Source organism: Halostagnicola larsenii XH-48, from assembly GCF_000517625.1.
Taxonomy (GTDB): Archaea; Halobacteriota; Halobacteria; order Halobacteriales; family Natrialbaceae; genus Halostagnicola; species Halostagnicola larsenii.
This window is the reverse complement of sequence record NZ_CP007056.1, coordinates 182,753-200,229: the sequence shown is the minus strand read 5'-3', so window position 1 is coordinate 200,229 and position 17,477 is coordinate 182,753. Positions and strand designations below refer to the sequence as shown.

Here is a 17,477-nt window from a genome sequence, read left to right as displayed (position 1 = left end):
TACTCGTCTACTGAGAAACGGGAATTCTCTCGAGGCGAGCGCCCACGCTACGAGTCGCCGTGGGAGCCACAGCACCGCGAGCGAGGCACAGTCAACGAAGTCCCGACGAGCGCTTTGGGAAAGTGACAGACACCCTTAAGGGCCCCCGTTTGGGTCCGTTCGGTGGTGTCGAGATTAGTCGGCCCGGCGGGAACAGAGTATCATCATCCCAAGCGAAAACGAACCGATCACCAGGAACGTCACGATCTGAACGACGGTGATGACGTACGTTCCGGTCCCCCGTTCGATGGCCGGTAGTGCCACACCGAGGATCACCAACGAGAGCACCGACACCATAAACAGCAGCCGGAACTTGTGACGGGACCGACAGAGCACGTCGACGAACGTCGCTTCTGACATCGTACCCGTCTTTCACGCTCATCCATCACAAAGGTTACTGATTTTTCCTCGAGACCGGGTCGTCAATTCGGCTCGTAAGTGGCTGCGTGCAGTCTGCATGACAATGTTTACAAGGGCCGGTACGAACCCTCTGCTATGTCGATAGGAGTATGCTACTTTCCGGAGCACTGGCCGCGCGAACAGTGGGAAACGGACGTACAGCAAATGGCCGACGCGGGCATCGAGTACGTTCGCATGGCCGAATTTTCCTGGCGGGTGCTCGAGCCAGAACGCGGAGAGTTCGACTTCGAATGGCTCGACGAGATCATCGGACTGATCGGCGAGTACGGGATGGAAGTCGTCCTGTGTACGCCGACTGCAGCACCGCCGCGGTGGCTGGTCGCTGAGCGACCCGAAATCCTCCAGCGGGACCGGGACGGGACGGTCAGATCGGTCGGCAGCCGACGACACTACTGTTTCAACTCCGAAGCCTACCGCGAGGAATCCGAACGCGTCGTCCGGGTACTGGCCGAACGATACGCGGATGACCCGCGCGTCGTCGGCTGGCAGACCGACAACGAGTACGGCTGTCACGGCACGACTCGGTGCTACTGTGACGACTGTGCCAGCGCGTTCCGCTCGTGGGTTCGCCAGGAGTACGACTCGGTTGCGGACCTCAACGACGCGTGGGGGACGACTTTCTGGAGCCAGCAATACGATGACTTCGAGCAGGTCGACATCCCGCGACCCACGCCGGCGCAGGACCATCCGTCGCTGGCGCTCGACTTCGCCAGATTCTCGAGCGATAGCGTCGTCGAGTACAACCGATTGCAGGCCGATATCCTTCGAGGGGCCAACGACGACTGGTTCGTCACGCACAATTTCATGAACCTCTTCGAGTCGGTGGACGCCTACGACGTGGGCGAGGACCTCGATCTGATCTCGTGGGACTCGTACCCGACCGGACACGTCCAGCAGGCCGTCGACGAGGCGTCCACGGACGAACTTCGCGCCGGCAATCCCGACTTGCTCTCGTTCAACCACGACCTCTACCGGAGCGTCCTGGACCGACCGTTCTGGGTGATGGAACAACAGCCCGGAGACGTCAACTGGCCGCCCCACTCCACACAGCCCGCGCCGGGCGCGATGCGACTCTGGGCCCACCACGCGACCGCCCACGGTGCCGACGCCGTGGTCTACTTCCGGTGGCGGCGCTGTCTCGAGGGACAGGAACAGTACCACGCCGGTCTCCGCAAGCAGGACGGATCGGCGGATCGGGGCTATCACGACGCCACCCAGGCCGCGGAGGAACTGTTCGACGTCGACGATGTCGATGCACCAGTTGCACTCCTCCACGACTACGAAAACGCGTGGGCACTTGGCGAACAACCACACGCCCCCGATTTCGACTATTGGCAGCTCTTACAGGCGTTCTACGGCGGGATTCGATCCCACGGCGTCCAGGTCGATATCGTTCATCCGGACACCTCCCTCGAGTCCTACGACGCGGTCGTCGCCCCAACCGTGCACCTCGCAACTGCGCAACTGGCAGACCGGCTGACCGCCTTCGTCGAATCCGGCGGCGAACTACTGCTCGGCCCGCGCACGGGACACAAAGACGAGTACGGAAAACTCGCCTCGAGCGTTCAACCCGGCCCGCTCACCGACCTCGTCGGCGCGACCGTCGACCAGCACGAGTCGGTACCGCCCCAACTCGAGGCGACCGTTTCTCGCACCGACGACACGCAGACGTGGTACGCGTTCCGAACGTGGGCCGAATGGCTCGAGGCCGACGGCGCACAGCCGATACTCGAGTACGACGGGGACGCAGTCGAAGACGGACGGACGGCGGCCGTCCGAAATCGGATTGGTGAGGGAAGCGTCGTCTACTGTGGCGTCTGGCCCGAACCAGATCTCGCGGTCGATCTCGTCGGGTCGGTTCTCGAGCGCGCCGGCGTGCGGCGTTCGGCGGTCTTACCCGGAGGCGTCCGCGTCGCCCACCGTGGGGGATACACCTGGGTGATGAACTTCGGAAGCGACCCGATCACCGTGGATCTCACGGGGGAAGCCTCGTGGCGACTCGGCGATGAGACGATCGATCCGTTCGATCTCTCGATTGCGGATGGTGACGTCGTCGACGGACTCTCTGTGCGGATTCTCGAGTGACACGGACGGCCAGCATCGAAACACCCGAGGTTGTCACGGCTCGAGACACCCTCCCGAAACGATTAACCGAGCCGGCGGGAAAACGACCCAGCGGGAATAAATGACCGAAATTATTGATTACGAACTGTTCGAAGTGCCGCCGCGGTGGTTGTTCTTGCGCCTCGAGACATCCGACGGGACCGTCGGGTGGGGCGAACCCGTCGTGGAAGGTCGCGCAAAGACCGTCAGAACCGCAGTCGAGGAACTCCTCGACAATTACCTGCTCGGGGCTGACCCGAGTCGAATCGAAGATCACTGGCAGACGATGTACCGCGGAGGGTTCTATCGAGGCGGCCCGGTTCTGATGAGCGCGATTGCGGGTATTGATCAGGCGCTGTGGGACATCAAGGGCAAGCGTCTTGGCGTCCCCGTCCACGAGTTACTCGGCGGTGCGGCCAGAGATCGGATCCGCGTCTATCAGTGGATCGGCGGGGATCGACCCTCCGACGTCGCCGAACAGGCTCGAGAGCAGGTCGAAGCGGGATTCACGGCGCTCAAAATGAACGCGACGGAAGAAATCGAACGGGTGGACGATCCAGCGACGGTCGAAGCCGCCGTCACTCGGCTTCGCGAAGTTCGCGACGCCGTCGGCGACGAGGTCGACATCGGCGTCGACTTCCACGGTCGCGTTTCGAAGCCGATGGCAAAGCGCCTCGTCAAACGGCTGGAACCGCACGAACCGATGTTCGTCGAGGAGCCGGTGCTCCCAGAACACAACGACGCGCTCCCCGAAATCGCCGCCCACACGAGTAGTCCGATCGCGACCGGTGAACGGATGTTTTCCCGCTGGGATTTCAAGGAAATCTTCGAGAACGGGTCCGTCGACGTGATCCAGCCGGATCTCAGCCACGCCGGCGGGATTACGGAGGTCAAGAAGATCGCCGCGATGGCCGAAGCCTACGACGTGGCGATGGCCCCACACTGTCCGCTTGGACCGATCGCGCTCGCGTCCTGTCTGCAGGTGGATGCCTGCTCGCACAACGCGTTCATCCAGGAGCAGAGCCTGAACATCCACTACAACGAGACCAGCGACGTGCTCGACTATCTGGCCGATCCGTCCGTCTTCGAATACGAAGACGGCTACGTGCAGATTCCGAACGATCCAGGCCTCGGTATCGAGATCGACGAGGAACACGTCCGAGCCCAGACGGGCGTCGACCACGACTGGCACAATCCCGTCTGGCGACACGAGGACGGGAGCGTCGCCGAGTGGTAACGGCAAATCCCCGCAATCATTTAGGCGATCCGGAAGAGTCAGGAAGTATGGCCAGTACGAGCAACGCTGCCGTCCGCGTCGGCGTCCGAACCAGGTCCCTCTCGAGGAATCGATTACGATACATCCGCCAGCTCGGGGCGACCGACATTTTCGTCGATCACGCTGACACAGAGGAGGAACCCGACGACTTCAACGATCAGGACGGAGCCGAGACGATCGCCGTCGGTCCGGACCAGATCCCGTCCGTTCGCGAACTCCGCGCCGCGAAAAGCCGAATCGAAGACGCAGGGCTCACGTTTACCGGCATCCAGTCGCTCCCGTATTCGATGTACGGCGACATTATGTTCGGCCGCGACGACGCAGACGAGGCCTTAGAGCAGATTACGACGTTAATCCGCAATCTTGGCGAAGCCGGCATCCCGGTCCTCGGCTATCAGTGGAACCCGCGGAGCGTCGTCCCGATGCGGACCTCCCCGGTCGAGACGCGGGGCGGGGCCGAGGCCACGGCGTTCGATTACGACGAACTCGAGGAACCGGACGAACTCGCGCCCGGCCTCGAGCGCGCCTACACCGAAGCGGAGTTCTGGGAGCACTACCAGCACTTCCTCGAGACCGTGCTCCCGGTCGCGGAGGAAGCCGGCGTCGACCTCGCGCTTCATCCAGTCGACCCGCCCGTGCTCGAGTCCCTCGGTGGCATCCCGCGACTCTTCCGGAACGTCGAAAACTTCGAGAAGGCGATGGACCTCGTTCCGAGCGATAATCACGGCCTAAAGCTCTGTTTGGGCTGTTTCTCGCAAATGGGTGAAGACGTGACCGACGTGCTCCGCCGGTTTGGTGAACGCGATCAAATCGTGTTTATTCACTTCCGCAATGTCGTCGGAACGGTCCCGAAATTCCACGAGACGTTCGTCGATCGCGGGAATTTCGACACCGTCGAGGCCGTTCGGACGCTGCAGGAGATCGGCTTCGATGGAGCGGTGATCCCCGACCACGTGCCGAAAATGTGTGGCGACGACGACTGGCGCCATCGAGCCCGCGGGTTTACGGTCGGTTATCTCCGCGGCGTTATCGGAACCGTTGGAATCGAATCGACACAGTCACCCCGCGGAACACCGGGCGAATAGCGTTTTCCGGCCCCGATCACGATTCTTTCTGGCCGAACGGACGAAGGCAGACGAGAGTGCAGTATCGGTCCGGCGAGACGACGGTCCGAAACCGTTCTGGATGCAACACCACACGTTCGCAAGGCGAGACCGAGCGCCGGGGTGTAATCGATGAGATTTTGGAACGGACGCAACCTCGGGAAGGAAGAAGATCTGGGTGCGCTGGCGGCGATTATGGACTATTTGCGCCAATCACGTTACCACAGATGCCCGAGTCCGTTGATGGTAATCACCGTACAGAAGGAGTGTCAGTCGACAAAGCGGCGGCAATTTTGTCAGGTTGATTCGCCCGACGACCGCCCACTCATCCGCCGTCGCCGAAAACAGGAACTCGAGCGCCGTGTACGGTGAATACAGGCATATCGAGAGGAAATTCAGCGAAAATCCCCGGTGAATGTGGTGAGTTCGTTCGGTCACACCGGAATATTAGGTTCCCCGCTCGACAATGGACAGCCCAGAATTACGAAGGTACATATGTAAATGACGGGCAGAGGGTGAGAGTTATTCGTTTACACGGACGAATTCCTCGAGGAGAAGCCTATAGAGAGAGATCTGTGAAAATATTCGGTGCTGCCGGACAGGTTATGCGTTGTTTTGTCACAGCATGGTTTGCACGACGCGGTGTCGACCACCATGTCGCGATACAACGAAATCGCGGACTACCGTTCGGAAGTAGGGAACAGGATAGAAGCAATCGTGCCAGACCCACTGGGGTAGGAAGACTCACCGCCTCAGTGCCATCCGTCAGTGATCGAGATGCCTCTCAGAAAGTATTGATGGACGCTTCGAAATACCAATGCGTTCACAAACACGTCCAAGAAACGACTCGTAGGGCCCCAGTGAGGGGTTGTGGCTGTAACACGCCAGTATGTAAAGCTGATTTATAACGCTGTTCTGGTCTCCTCCGGACCCTCGAGCGCATGATCTCCGGTCGATCGATTCACCGGTGTGGCGTCCCCTTTCGTTCGTATCCGGTAGTGTATTTCTACTCGGTTAAATCCTCAAACAAGCTGTCAATTTCCCCCAAATATAGAGGTTATAAGACCATGGTAGCTGAATCTGGCTCTCGACAACCGGACAGAAACAGCACAACAGAACGTTCGCCCCTGCAGAAAGAACAGTTGGTAACAGATATCCGCGCGATCAGGTCTCTGCTTCGTCGCTAAGTTCACCGTACTCGGCGGGGCCCTCCTCGAGGCCTTCGGACGACTCATCAGGTACGGTTTTGGTTATGCGCGATTTCGTAATCCGGGTATTCTCGACCTCTTCGATCCGGATTTCGATGTCGTCGTGGACGAATACTTCGCCGTCCTCGACCAGTCGACCGGAGCGATTGAAGATGAATCCCGCGATCGTCTCGAACTCCTCTCCCTCGGGGAGTTCGATGTCGAGTGCCTCGTTGACCTCGTCGATATTGACCTCCCCGCGAACGATGACGGTGTTCTCGTCGATGAATTCGACCGGGTGTTCCTCTTCTTCCTCGAGCAGTTCGCCGACGACGGCCTCGGTGATGTCCTCCGTAGTGAGGATTCCCTCGGTGGTTCCGAACTCGTCGAGCACGACGGCGAGGTGGACGCGCTCGCTTTGCATTTCTCCGAGGAGTTCGTCGACGTTCTTGGACTCGGGGACGTGGAGCGTCGGCTGAACGAGATCGGTGAGCTCGATTCCCGTCCGTTCGCCGTAGAGGTGCTCGCGGACGAGGTCGCGAATCGAGACGACGCCGATGACGTTGTCCAGACTCGCCTCGTAGACGGGCAGGCGTTCGTGACCGGACTGGACGCAGGCCTGAATCGCCGTTTCGATCGAGACCGACTTGGAGATCGCGTCGACATCGAGTCGCGGCGTCATCACCTCCTTTGCGATCGTGTTGTTGAATCGTAGAATGCGCTGGAGCATCTCCTTTTCGCCCTCCTCGAGGACGCCCTCCCGTTCGCCGGTCTCGATCATGTCCTGAATCTCGTCGCGGCTGACGTAGGAGTCCTCGATCGACGACTGGCCGCCTGTTACGCTGTTTACCAGCCGCGTGAGGTGATCGAAGACGACGACCAGCGGGAAGAGCAGTGTTTTGGAGAGTTTCAACGGACCCGCAGTCCTGAGGGCCCAGGATTCAGTGTTCTCGACGGCGTAGGACTTTGGTCCCGATTCCCCGAACAACAATACGACAGCAGTTACGCCGAAGGTGGAGACGAGAACGGCCGGTCCGCTGTCGAGGTAAAACCCGACGAGTGCGGTCGCTATCGACGACATCGCGATGTTGACCAGATTGTTCCCCACGAGAATCGTCACGAGAAGGCGGTGCGGATCGTCTTTCAACTCGGCCAGCGTTTGCGCTCCCGCTGCGCCTTCCTCGCGCAGTGCTTCGACTCGGTGTCTGGCCAGCGAGAACATCGCGAGCTCCGACGAGGAGAAAAACGCCGAGAGACCTAACAACACGAGTAGGGCGAAACCACCGACGACGGTCAACAGGTCCTGATCGACCGAAATACCTGCCACGAGGAGATATTGTGTTAGTGTCATCGAGTTCGTTCGTAGTAGCTACTGACGCCGGCCAATTAAACATTGCTCCGCAGTTCTCGCGAAATCCTCCGAAACGGAAATCTAAGCGGGCCAACGGTAACTATTTTATGCCCCACGTTCGGTACAGGTCGTATGCATCAACTCGAGGAGCGGTCCTCATCGCAGTCTCAACGGTCGGCGAAGATCGGGTATATCGGCGGTGGCAGCCGCGGCTGGGCGCACACGCTTATCAATGACCTCTTGCAGTGTGACGACCTCGTCGGGACGGTGTCGCTCTACGACGTCGAGTACGAAGCCGCCGAACAGAACGCCGAACTCGCAAACGGGCTCGTCGACCGACCGGAGGCGACCGGCGACTGGTCGTTCGAGGCCTGTCGGGACATCGACGAGGCGCTCGACGGCGCGGATTTCGTCATCTGCTCGATTCAGGATCCGATCGAAGAGACGTTCGTCCACGACATCGACGTACCACAGGAGTACGGAATCTATCAACCCGTCGCCGACACGGTAGGTCCCGGCGGCGTCCTGCGATCTATGCGAGCGATCCCCCAGTACCGCGAAATCGCGGCGACGGTTCGCGAACGGTGTCCCGACGCGTGGGTCATCAACTACACGAATCCGATGACCGTCTGTACGCGCGCGCTCTACGAAGAGTATCCGGACATCAACGCGATCGGCCTCTGTCACGAGGTGTTTGCGATTCAGCGCATGCTTGCGGACGTCGCCGAAACCTACGTCGACGAAGCCGACGACGTCGCGGGGGAGGAAATCAACGTGAACGTAAAGGGGATCAACCACTTCACCTGGATCGACGACGTCCACTGGAACGGCCACGACGTCTTCCAGTACCTAGAGCAGGAACTCGAGGAACGAAAGCCGATTCCGAGCTTCGAACCCGGCGATTTCGAGGACGAATCCTACTGGACGAACCACCACGAGGTCGCGTTCGACCTTTACGACCGGTTCGGCGTCCTCGGCGCGGCGGGCGATCGGCACCTCGCCGAGTTCGTCCCCTGGTATCTCGACATCGACGACCCCGAGGAGATCCAGCGCTGGGGGTTCCGGCTGACGCCGAGTTCGGCTCGGACGACCGATACCGAAGGCCCGGCGAAGATGGAGCAATATCTCTCCGGCGACGAGGCGTTCGAGTTCACCGAGTCCGGCGAGGAAGTCGTCGACATCATGCGCGCGCTCGTGGGACTCGAGCCGATCAAAACCCACGTCAACTACCCGAATCGGGGCCAGACGCCGGACCTCCCGACGGGCGCGGTCGTCGAGACGAACGCGATGATCACCGGCAGCGGCGTCGCACCGATTACCGCCGGCGAACTTCCACGCGAGGTGCGATCGATGGTCCTGCGAGCCATCCACAACCAGGAGACGCTGATCGAGGCCGGATTCGCCGGCGATTTAGACCTCGCGTTCCAGGCGTTTCTCAACGACGCCCTCGTCACTATCGGCCGGGAAGAGGCACGCGACCTGTTCGTCGAACTCGTCGACCTCGAGCGCGAGTACCTCCAGGCGTACGATCTGGCGGACGCCGACGTGCTCGAGCGATAGCGCGGCGGCCGAACTGTGCAGCGTGGCCGAGCGATCGAACGCTGATGAGGTGCGTTCTTCGCAGTTCGGAGATGCGGATGGATCGGCATCATTGTTGAAGGGGGAGAATATCTTGTGTCATATCATATTAGCAGAAAAAATTTTAATACAATGATAATGAACATATAGAACCGTTATTATGACAAATAATAACACAGGAGATCCAGCGCACAGAGAAACGAATACCGCTGCCTCGCGATTGACTCGTCGGCGGGCACTGTCGCTTGCGGCCACCGGACTGGTGGCAGGTTCGATAGGGACCGCGCAGGCGAGCAGCCACGACGCAGAAGTCTGGCAAGACGGAGACACCTGGTACGCTGCCAACGAGCAGACGGTATACGAGGGCACAGATCACCTCGATGCGATACAGGCGGCCGTCGACAGCCTCACTGCGGGCCGATCCTCGAAAGAACGGGTACTGATCAAAAACTCCGGGACGGTCGGTCCCCATTCGTGGGACGGCGACGTCAAGGCCGTCGACCTCCCGAATCACACCGTAATCGATCACAACGGGACCATCTTCGTGGAGGATACCGGCGAGGACCTGATCGTCCCGTTTCGTGCACAGAGCGCCGAGGCCGTCGAGATCCAAAACGTCACCATCGAAGGGAATCCCCGCTATGGCATCTGGATCCAGAGTTGCTCGGACGTGCAACTGGGGACGATCACCATGGCGCTACACGCGACCGAGGACGTCGGAATCGGGGTTCGAATCGACGACAGCGACGGCGGTCGAACGCAGAACGCCTCGCTCGAGTACGCTTCGGTCGAGGGGTCCCAACATCACGCGGTCGAGACCTACGGCGTCGACGGCATCGATATCGGGACCGTCGAGACGGTCGATACGGGCGGCTGCGGCTTATTGTTGAACGACACGACGAATGCGACCGTCCAACAGGTCGACGCGACTCGAGCCGATGAGGGCGGCGGCTACGCGGGCTTTCGGTGCGCAAACGGCGCGGGACCGAATATCACGGTCAACGAGGTCAGCGCCACCGACTGCGGTCGCGGAATCTTCACCGTCTCCGGCAGCGGCGGCATCGAGATCTACAACGTCTCGCTCGACGGCAACGGCGGGAATCTCATCCAAGATACGCGAGACACGCTCATCGACGGCGGTTCCATCACGAACACCGGAAGCAGCGGTATTCGCATCGACTCGAGAGACAGTGGCGACCACCCGCACACGAGCAACGTCACGGTCCGGAATCTCGAGATTTCGGGCAACGCCGAGTACGGGGTCTACGAGACCGGACCCGACACGGAAGGCAACGAAATCAGCGGCAACGACTTCTGTGACAACGCAAGCGGCGCGATCGAGACGTACGCGGACAGTACGACGGTCAGCGGCAATACCTACTGCGGGTGAGTGAGCCAGCGAACCGCCTCGAACCGCTGTCAACTCCCGGTCGGCTACCCAAGTTGTCGACTCCTGGCCAGGCTACCAAACTGTCGACTCCTGGTCGGGCCACCAAACGATTGATATGAGTGCCCGGCTACGGCTTCGATATGGACTACGACGGCATCCAGTTTCACAACGTCGGTGAGATCCTGCCTGCAGAGGATCGGGACGGACACCTCATCCAGCGCGTGCCCGAAGTCGTTCGAACCGAACTCAACGAGGGCGCACAGTCGCGACTGCGCCACCCCGCGGGCGTCGAACTCCGGTTCGTTCCCGACGGCCCCGTGACGGTGACGCTCTCGACGGTTCCCGGCGGGAGTTCCGCGGAGGGAACCGTGAGAGTCTTCTGGGGACCGATTCAGGGCTCGACCGAAGTCGTCGTCGGTGACGAACCTACCACGCTCGAGGTCGAACTCCCGGCGAAACTTGCGGATCTCGAGCCGTCAGCCCGCGAAGACCTCGCCTTCGATCCGCGGGTCTGTCGGATTCAACTGCCGGGCGAACATCGCGGCGGACCGATGGTGTATCACGGCCTCGAGGGAACGGTTCGCCCGCCCCGCGACGACGAACTGCCCGGCCGGCGGTACCTCGCCTACGGCACGTCGATCACCGAGGGGGAAGCGCCGCTTGGCGAGCACCTGACCTACGTTAGCCAGACGGCGCGTCGACTCGAGGCCGATCTGCTCAATCTCGGTTCCTGCGGGACGGCCTACTGCGACGCCGCGATGGCGGATCACATCGCAGCGCGCGACGACTGGGATATCGCCACCCTCTCGATTTCGGTGAACATGGTCGGCACCTTCTCGCTGGAAACGTTTCGCGACCGCGCGGAGCGGATGATCGACCGCGTTGCGGGCGCGAACCCCGACAAACCGGTCGTCGCGATCACCATATTCAGGAACGCTCGAGACGTCTGTCAAAGCGAAGACCCCGACGGACTGTGCGAGCGGTTTCGCGAGGAACTCCGCGCGGTCGTCGCCGAAACGCCCCACGAAAACGTCCACCTCCTCGAAGGACCCGAACTCCTGCCGACCATCGAAGGGCTCACTCCCGATCTCGTGCATCCGGGTGACAACGCCATGATCACGATGGGCGAGAACCTCGCCGCCGAACTCGAGGCGGTGCTCGAGGACTGATGGCACCGCTCCGCTGAAACCGGCGAGAGCGGAGTCAGTCGACCCGCTAACAGAATTAGTCGAACCGGAGGCGACCGAAGTACTCCGGCGAGTGATACTCGGGTTCGGGCTTCTCGATCGGGTTCCAGGTCGCCTTCTGGGAGTCGGACGCGACGCCGCTGCGATAGAAGTTGCCCCGCCACTCCGTCCCCGCGGTCGGCGAAATGTTGTAGCCGGTCAGTTCCGAGAGGACATCGAACGGAATCGCAGCGGTCAGCCACCAGCTATCCTCCCGACGACCAGTTGTCGTCGGGCCGGAGACGGACGTTTCGATCGAAATCCGCGACGCGAGTTCGGGCGAGATGAGGTCGCGCTCGAGTCCCCGTTCCTGCCAGCCGGCCTCCTGCCAGGCCACCTTGAACTGGCCACAGCAGTTCGGCTCGAAGTTGAAATACATGGAATCTTGCTCGGGCGTCGGATCGGCGAAGAACTCGACGGAGCTGTCCTCGAACGTCGGCCCGTTGAGCGTCGTCACGTCGGCGCTGATATCGTCGTCCTCGACGAAAAACTGGAGATAGATCGCCTCGTCGTCGTAGCAGGCGCGCCCGGTCGTCAGCGGTTTCGGGCCGCCCTCGTACCACGAGAACTCGTCGATACGAAACGGTCGCGCGTTCTCCCACGGCGTGCCGTCGACGGCCTCGCCCAGCGGAACGTCGCCTTCTGCGCGGGTAATCGTGTACTCCTTCATGGGACACGGTCGAGACTCGAGGGGCTATAACGTACCGATTCCGGTGACTGGCCACCGTTCGATCGTTTCGCGGACCGTCCGAGCGTCATCTCGCCGCTGTCACTTGAGCCGAACTCGATACGTCCCGGAGCCGACATCGATCTCGAGTCGGTCGGCGGCCCGAACGGCCGAGACGCCGTCGGGTAGTCCTGGTGCACTCGCGCCCGCACTGACTGGTTCGCCGTCGACGGTCACGACAGCCCCAGAATCTGCAACGGGGAGCGAAATCGTCGCCGAGGTGTTCCAGGGAATCGTCGCCTCGAGTTGGAACGTCGCCTCGTCCTCGAGTTCGCCGCTCGCATCGCGGGTCCACGAGACGGTGATGATTCCTCGCTCCGTCGGAACCCGGCCGGACGCCGACTCGAGCCCTGCATGAGGCGGCCGAATCTCGACGTGTTCACCGGCGGTGCCGCACGGTCGAACGCCAAGCAGCGTCCGCAGGAGGGAGACCAACACCGTCGCGCCCATCGCGTGAGACTCGCTTCGATTCTGTCGGTGGTCGTCCGGCAGCGACGGGTCCCGACAGTGCCAGCTCTCCCAGGTGAACGTCCCGCCCTGCTCCAAAATGTTCGCCCAGCCGTCCGCGGCGGGATCGGTCACCAGGTCGACGAGCGCCTCAGGCCGATCCGCGGTCTCGAACGCCTCGAGCAGCCACGGGACCATCATCGGTCCCATTTGCATCCCCTGCCCGGCGATCCGATCGGCGACGGCGTCGACGCGCGCGTCGGGAACGAGCCCGAACGCCAGCGGGAGGGCGTTGGCGTGCTGAGACGCCGAGTCGCTGGCCTCGCTGTCGTCGCACCCGTCGACGTAGCGGTCGCCGTGACGGAGGTGCTCGTCGATCGCTTCCTCGAGCGCGCGCTGGCGTTCGCGATAGTGCGCTCGTTCGTGTGCCGGTCGCTCGAGTGCGGCGGCGATGTCCGCCGCCCGGCCCAACGTGCTCGCAGCGAGGACGTTGACCGTCGTCCTCGCCGACCAGTCTCGATCGTAGCCGTAGCGCATCTCCGGCGGCCAGTCGACGATCCCCTCCTCGTAGGGGCCGCCCTCCCCGCCGGAGAGGTTCATAATGAGGCCGGTTTCCTCGTCGACGTGGCGCTGTACGTAGGCCCCGACCGCCCGAACGACCGGCGCGGCCATCTCGAGCGTTCGCCGATCGCCCGAGACCTGATAGTACCGCCAGACCCACTCGGGAAACGAGATCGTAAAGTCGGGAATGTCCCGCTTGCCGTCGCCGTTCGGGTAGACGGCGTTCAATCGACCCTCTCCCGCCCAGTAGCGATAGTGCGAGCGGACGAACTCCTCGATCGCGCGCCGACTCAGCGTCCGTTCCCGAAACGCCCGCGTCGTCGTCTGGGACATGTTGTACGCGTCGAGCAGGAACTGGCCCTTCTCGCGGGTCGGGGTATCGATAAACTGCTCCTGGGAGCCGTATAACGCGGAGTGGCGTGCGAGTTCGAAGACGGCGTCGACGGTGTCGTTCGACGATTCGAACGAGGCGGCCCGCTCGTCGGGAACGTGATTTCTCGTCGCCAGCAACCGAACCTGTGACGGCTCGAGTCGCTCGCCCGGATCGTCGATCTGGAGGTATCGGAAGCCGAGGATGGTAAACGGGCGAAACCGACACTCACCATCGCGCTGTACGTACTCGTAGTGCATGTCCGTCCACTGGGTCCCCTCGACCGGCGAGACGGTTCCATCGTCCTCGAGCAGGTAGCCCGCTTGAAACTCGACGCGGTGTCCGTCGACTCCCTCGGCGAAGTCGACTTCGGGAAGCCCGGGGTAGACCCGTCCGAAGTCGACGACGACGGACCCGTCCTCGAGGCGTTCGATCGAGTCCGGGTGAACCGACGACTGATCGACTTCGGTGAGCTGGGCAACGAGCCGCGTCCACGGTTCCGTCGGGTGGGTGCCGACGACTGCCGCCCGATCCCACGCACTCGCGTCGAACCCTGACTCGTTCCATCCGATCGGAGTCCGTCTCCCGTCGATCCGCTCGACCGGTTCGGCGATTTCGTCGTTACGCAACGGCGCATCCGCTTGCCATTCTGCCTCGCGCACGCGCCACGACTCGTCGGTACAGATCGTTCGCTCGGTGCCGTCGACGAATTCCACAACGAGTTGGCAGACGAATCCCGGTTCCGCGGCCGGTCGCCCCTGTCCGGCCCCGCTCCAGTGGACCAGCGCGCCGACCGCGTTCGCTCCAGCCGCGAACTCCTCGGTGAGATCGATCGTCTTGTAGTACTGAAAATCCGGGTAGGAAAACGCCTGGCCGCGATCGACCGCCCGCCCGTTGACCGAGAGTTCGTATCGGTGGCTGGCGGAGACGTACGCTCGAACGCGCTCGATCGTACCGTCGACGGAGAACTCCCGGCGGAGGTAGGTGAATCGAACGCGCTCGAACGCGCCGTCCTCGGGACGACGGATCCAAGACGCCTCCCAGTCTGCGGGCTCGAGCAGGCCCATCTCCCACCGGGCTGACTCGCTCCACGCGCTCGGTTCGCCGGATTCGTCCCAGACGCGAACCGTCCAGCAGTAGGTCGCGGTGGACTCGAGCGCAGGACCGTCGTATGCGACTGCCGGCCGATCCGAGCGGCGCTTCCCGCTGTCCCAGACGTCCGCCACGCCGGGCTCGAGGCGCTCGGGTGTGGATGCGACGAGGACCCTGAACGCGGTCTGTTTCGCCCCCCGGCGTTCGGGGTCGACGCGCCAGCAGAGTCGGGGTCTCGTCTCGTCGATCCCGATCGGGTTCGACGCGTACTCGGTTCGCAAGTCGGCGGGCTGTTGCGGTGACATCGTCGGATTCGTCTGTCAGACTTCCGTACAGCCCTAAAAGCGTGCCGGAGCGGTCGGTTCTCTGACTCCCGGACACATGACATCACCACTGTGAACAGTTGCCTGTCGAATCTATTGGCAATCTCGTAATATAACCATACACGATTAGTGTTGGGCATTTCACATAGATATTTATAATAATTGAATGAGATTGGGGAAAGTGCGGCGTGTGTGACAATGACTGATTCAGACAAGAACGAACGGTTTCGACAGTATCGACGAAAGTTCCTCGGCGGAATCGCGGCTGGGACGACGGCACTGGGAACGATCGGTGCCAGTGGCGCAGCCGCACACGGTTGGAACGACCGGCCGGGCCGCGAAAAAGGAAGAGAAAAGGACAAATCGAAGCGGCAGATGGAAGCGCTCAATCGGGGACTCGTGGCCGTCCCGACCGAAGACGGCGTGCTCGTTCGCTGGCGACTGTTTGGTACAGACCCCGAGGATCTCGGGTTTCACGTGTACCGAGACGGCGAGCGCGTGAACAGCAAGCCGATCACCGACAGCACGAACTACCTCGATCCCGAGGGGACGACGGATTCGACCTACGCGATCCGGCCGGTCGGCCACGGCCGGGTGAAAAAAGCGGGGAAGCGCAGAAAGCGCGGCGGCCGCAAGCCCGGTATGTCCAAACCCGTCGAGGTGTGGGATCAACAGTACAAGGAGATCCCGCTGAACAAGCCGGGTTCGGTAGAGGGCGAGGACGGGGAGACGGTCACCTACCACGCGAACGACGCGAGCGTGGGCGATCTCACGGGTGACGGCACGCTCGACATCGTCCAGAAGTGGACCCCCTCGAACGCGAAGGATAACTCCCAACCGGGACACACGAGCGACGTCTTGCTGGACGGATACACGCTCGAGGGTGAGCATCTCTGGCGGATCAACCTCGGGCAGAACGTCCGGGCCGGCGCACACTACACGCCGTTCATCGTCTACGACTTCGACGGAGACGGAACGGCGGAACTGGCCGTGCGGACGGCCGACGGGACCACGGACGGAACCGGGACGGTCATCGGCGACCCGGACGTCGACTACGCGAACGAGGACGGGTACATCCTCGAGGGGCCGGAGTACCTCACCGTCTTCGACGGCGAGACGGGCGAGGAACTCGCGACGACGGACTACGAGCCCGCACGCGGCGACGTCGCCGACTGGGGCGACGACTGGGGTAATCGTGCCGATCGGTTCCTCGCCGGCGTCGCCTACCTCGACGGCGAGCGACCGAGCATCGTCACGACGCGAGGCTACTACGAGCAGTCGATGCTGGCCGCGTGGGACTTCCGAGACGGCGAACTCGAGTCCCGCTGGATCTTCGATAGTGACGACGGCAACGAGGAGTACGAGGCCCAGGGCAACCACCAACTCGCCATCGCAGACGTCGACGACGACGGCAAAGACGAAATCGTCTACGGCGCGTGCGTCATCGATCACGACGGCACCGGGCTCTACTCGACCGGCTGGAATCACGGTGATGCCCTGCACGTCGGCGACTTCGACCCCAGTCGAGAGGGTCTCGAGGTCTTCCAGCCCCACGAGTGGGGAGAGTACGGCGCGACGTTCCGCGACGCCGAAACGGGCGAGTTACTGTGGGGTAAGGAAGGAGACGGAGACATCGGCAGAGGGCTGATCGCCGATATCGACCCGAACTACGAGGGAGCGGAAGCGTGGGCAGGGATCCCCCTCTCCGAAGACGGTCTGAGCACGTGGACCGCCCAGGGCGAGCAGATCCGCGAGAACCCCGTCAACTCGATGAACTCAGCAATCTGGTGGACGGGCGACCTGCAACGAGAACTGCTCGATCACGACTTCCTCGGCTGGGACGAGGGGTACGGCGTCGGCTGGATTAAAAAGTGGAACCCCGAAACCGAGGAGCTAGACGAACTGAAGTCCTTCGACGGCACTCGCTCGAACAACTCCTCGAAGGGCAACCCGTGTCTCTCGGGCGATATCCTCGGCGACTGGCGTGAGGAGGTTATCTGGCGAACCGACGACAGCGAGGCGCTGCGCCTGTACGCGACGCCCCACGAGACCGATCACCGGCTGTACACGCTGTTGCACGATCCACAGTATCGGACCGCGATCGCGTGGCAGAACGCCGGCTACAATCAGCCGCCGTGGCCGAGTTACTTCCTCGGCCACGAGATGGACGACCCGCCGAAACCCGACATCGAACTCGTCGATTCCGACGACGATCGACGAGGACGAGGACCAGGACGCGGCCGCCACAACTAGACGATAGCCCGTTGAAGTCGAGTCCGTCGAA

At 62.2% G+C, this 17,477-nt stretch carries 11 protein-coding genes; 7 read left to right on the top strand and 4 right to left on the bottom strand.

Annotation, left to right across the window (positions count from 1 at the left end; genetic code table 11):
• Positions 1-174 precede the first annotated feature (174 nt).
• Entirely contained in the window at positions 175-399 is a 225-nt protein-coding gene (locus tag HALLA_RS14865; protein ID WP_049954287.1) for a hypothetical protein, read from the bottom strand.
• A 135-nt stretch (positions 400-534) separates the two neighbouring features.
• Here HALLA_RS14865 and HALLA_RS14860 point away from each other — a divergent pair, with 135 nt between their 5' ends.
• The 3 genes from HALLA_RS14860 to HALLA_RS14850 all read left to right on the top strand — a co-directional run bounded on the left by HALLA_RS14860 (position 535) and on the right by HALLA_RS14850 (position 4,923).
• Positions 535-2,544: a beta-galactosidase gene (locus HALLA_RS14860; RefSeq protein ID WP_049954286.1), complete on the top strand. Its 2,010-nt coding sequence runs from the start codon at positions 535-537 to the stop codon at positions 2,542-2,544.
• A gap of 100 nt (positions 2,545-2,644) precedes the next feature.
• Positions 2,645-3,799 carry a galactonate dehydratase gene (gene dgoD, locus HALLA_RS14855; RefSeq protein ID WP_049954285.1) on the top strand — a complete coding sequence of 385 codons (1,155 nt, stop codon included), beginning with the start codon at positions 2,645-2,647 and terminating at the stop codon, positions 3,797-3,799.
• 47 nt (positions 3,800-3,846) lie between these two features.
• Positions 3,847-4,923 carry a mannonate dehydratase gene (locus tag HALLA_RS14850; RefSeq protein WP_049954284.1) on the top strand — a complete coding sequence of 359 codons (1,077 nt, stop codon included), beginning with the start codon at positions 3,847-3,849 and terminating at the stop codon, positions 4,921-4,923.
• A 1,182-nt stretch (positions 4,924-6,105) separates the two neighbouring features.
• On the opposite strand, the gene HALLA_RS14845 is transcribed toward HALLA_RS14850, so the two are convergent.
• The gene (locus HALLA_RS14845) at positions 6,106-7,479 is read right to left on the bottom strand and encodes a hemolysin family protein (RefSeq protein ID WP_049954283.1); all 1,374 of its coding nucleotides are present in this window, start codon (positions 7,477-7,479) and stop codon (positions 6,106-6,108) included.
• Positions 7,480-7,611: 132 nt separating this feature from the next.
• Between HALLA_RS14845 and HALLA_RS14840 the strand changes: the two genes are divergently transcribed.
• The 3 genes from HALLA_RS14840 to HALLA_RS14830 all read left to right on the top strand — a co-directional run bounded on the left by HALLA_RS14840 (position 7,612) and on the right by HALLA_RS14830 (position 11,616).
• Positions 7,612-9,039, top strand: a complete 1,428-nt coding sequence (locus HALLA_RS14840; RefSeq protein ID WP_049954282.1) for a family 4 glycosyl hydrolase — start codon at positions 7,612-7,614, stop codon at positions 9,037-9,039.
• 280 nt (positions 9,040-9,319) lie between these two features.
• A complete protein-coding gene (locus HALLA_RS14835; protein ID WP_242406223.1) occupies positions 9,320-10,447 on the top strand; it encodes a right-handed parallel beta-helix repeat-containing protein in 1,128 nt (375 codons plus the stop codon).
• 140 nt (positions 10,448-10,587) lie between these two features.
• Positions 10,588-11,616: a GDSL-type esterase/lipase family protein gene (locus tag HALLA_RS14830; RefSeq protein ID WP_049954573.1), complete on the top strand. Its 1,029-nt coding sequence runs from the start codon at positions 10,588-10,590 to the stop codon at positions 11,614-11,616.
• Positions 11,617-11,671: 55 nt separating this feature from the next.
• Here HALLA_RS14830 and HALLA_RS14825 read toward each other — a convergent pair whose 3' ends face one another.
• Together HALLA_RS14825 and HALLA_RS14820 are read right to left on the bottom strand one after the other, a co-directional pair.
• Complete coding sequence (locus HALLA_RS14825; RefSeq protein ID WP_049954280.1) at positions 11,672-12,343, bottom strand: carbohydrate-binding family 9-like protein; 672 nt, start codon at positions 12,341-12,343, stop codon at positions 11,672-11,674.
• 99 nt (positions 12,344-12,442) lie between these two features.
• On the bottom strand, positions 12,443-15,175 hold the full coding sequence (locus HALLA_RS14820; RefSeq protein WP_049954279.1) for a family 78 glycoside hydrolase catalytic domain: 2,733 nt from the start codon (positions 15,173-15,175) through the stop codon (positions 12,443-12,445).
• Between the two features lie 393 nt (positions 15,176-15,568).
• On the opposite strand from HALLA_RS14820, the gene HALLA_RS14815 reads away from it, so the two are divergent.
• Positions 15,569-17,446, top strand: a complete 1,878-nt coding sequence (locus HALLA_RS14815; RefSeq protein WP_049954572.1) for a rhamnogalacturonan lyase — start codon at positions 15,569-15,571, stop codon at positions 17,444-17,446.
• Positions 17,447-17,477 lie beyond the last annotated feature (31 nt).

Bases quoted from the DNA above. Each gene is read 5' to 3' on its own strand.
- HALLA_RS14845 (WP_049954283.1), bottom strand. From the start codon at position 7,479: ATGACACTAACACAATATCTCCTCGTGGCAGGTATTTCGGTCGATCAG.
- HALLA_RS14820 (WP_049954279.1), bottom strand. From the start codon at position 15,175: ATGTCACCGCAACAGCCCGCCGACTTGCGAACCGAGTACGCGTCGAAC.
- dgoD (WP_049954285.1), top strand. From the start codon at position 2,645: ATGACCGAAATTATTGATTACGAACTGTTCGAAGTGCCGCCGCGGTGG.
- HALLA_RS14865 (WP_049954287.1), bottom strand. From the start codon at position 399: ATGTCAGAAGCGACGTTCGTCGACGTGCTCTGTCGGTCCCGTCACAAG.
- HALLA_RS14860 (WP_049954286.1), top strand. From the start codon at position 535: ATGTCGATAGGAGTATGCTACTTTCCGGAGCACTGGCCGCGCGAACAG.
- HALLA_RS14830 (WP_049954573.1), top strand. From the start codon at position 10,588: ATGGACTACGACGGCATCCAGTTTCACAACGTCGGTGAGATCCTGCCT.
- HALLA_RS14840 (WP_049954282.1), top strand. From the start codon at position 7,612: ATGCATCAACTCGAGGAGCGGTCCTCATCGCAGTCTCAACGGTCGGCG.
- HALLA_RS14850 (WP_049954284.1), top strand. From the start codon at position 3,847: ATGGCCAGTACGAGCAACGCTGCCGTCCGCGTCGGCGTCCGAACCAGG.
- HALLA_RS14825 (WP_049954280.1), bottom strand. From the start codon at position 12,343: ATGAAGGAGTACACGATTACCCGCGCAGAAGGCGACGTTCCGCTGGGC.
- HALLA_RS14815 (WP_049954572.1), top strand. From the start codon at position 15,569: ATGGAAGCGCTCAATCGGGGACTCGTGGCCGTCCCGACCGAAGACGGC.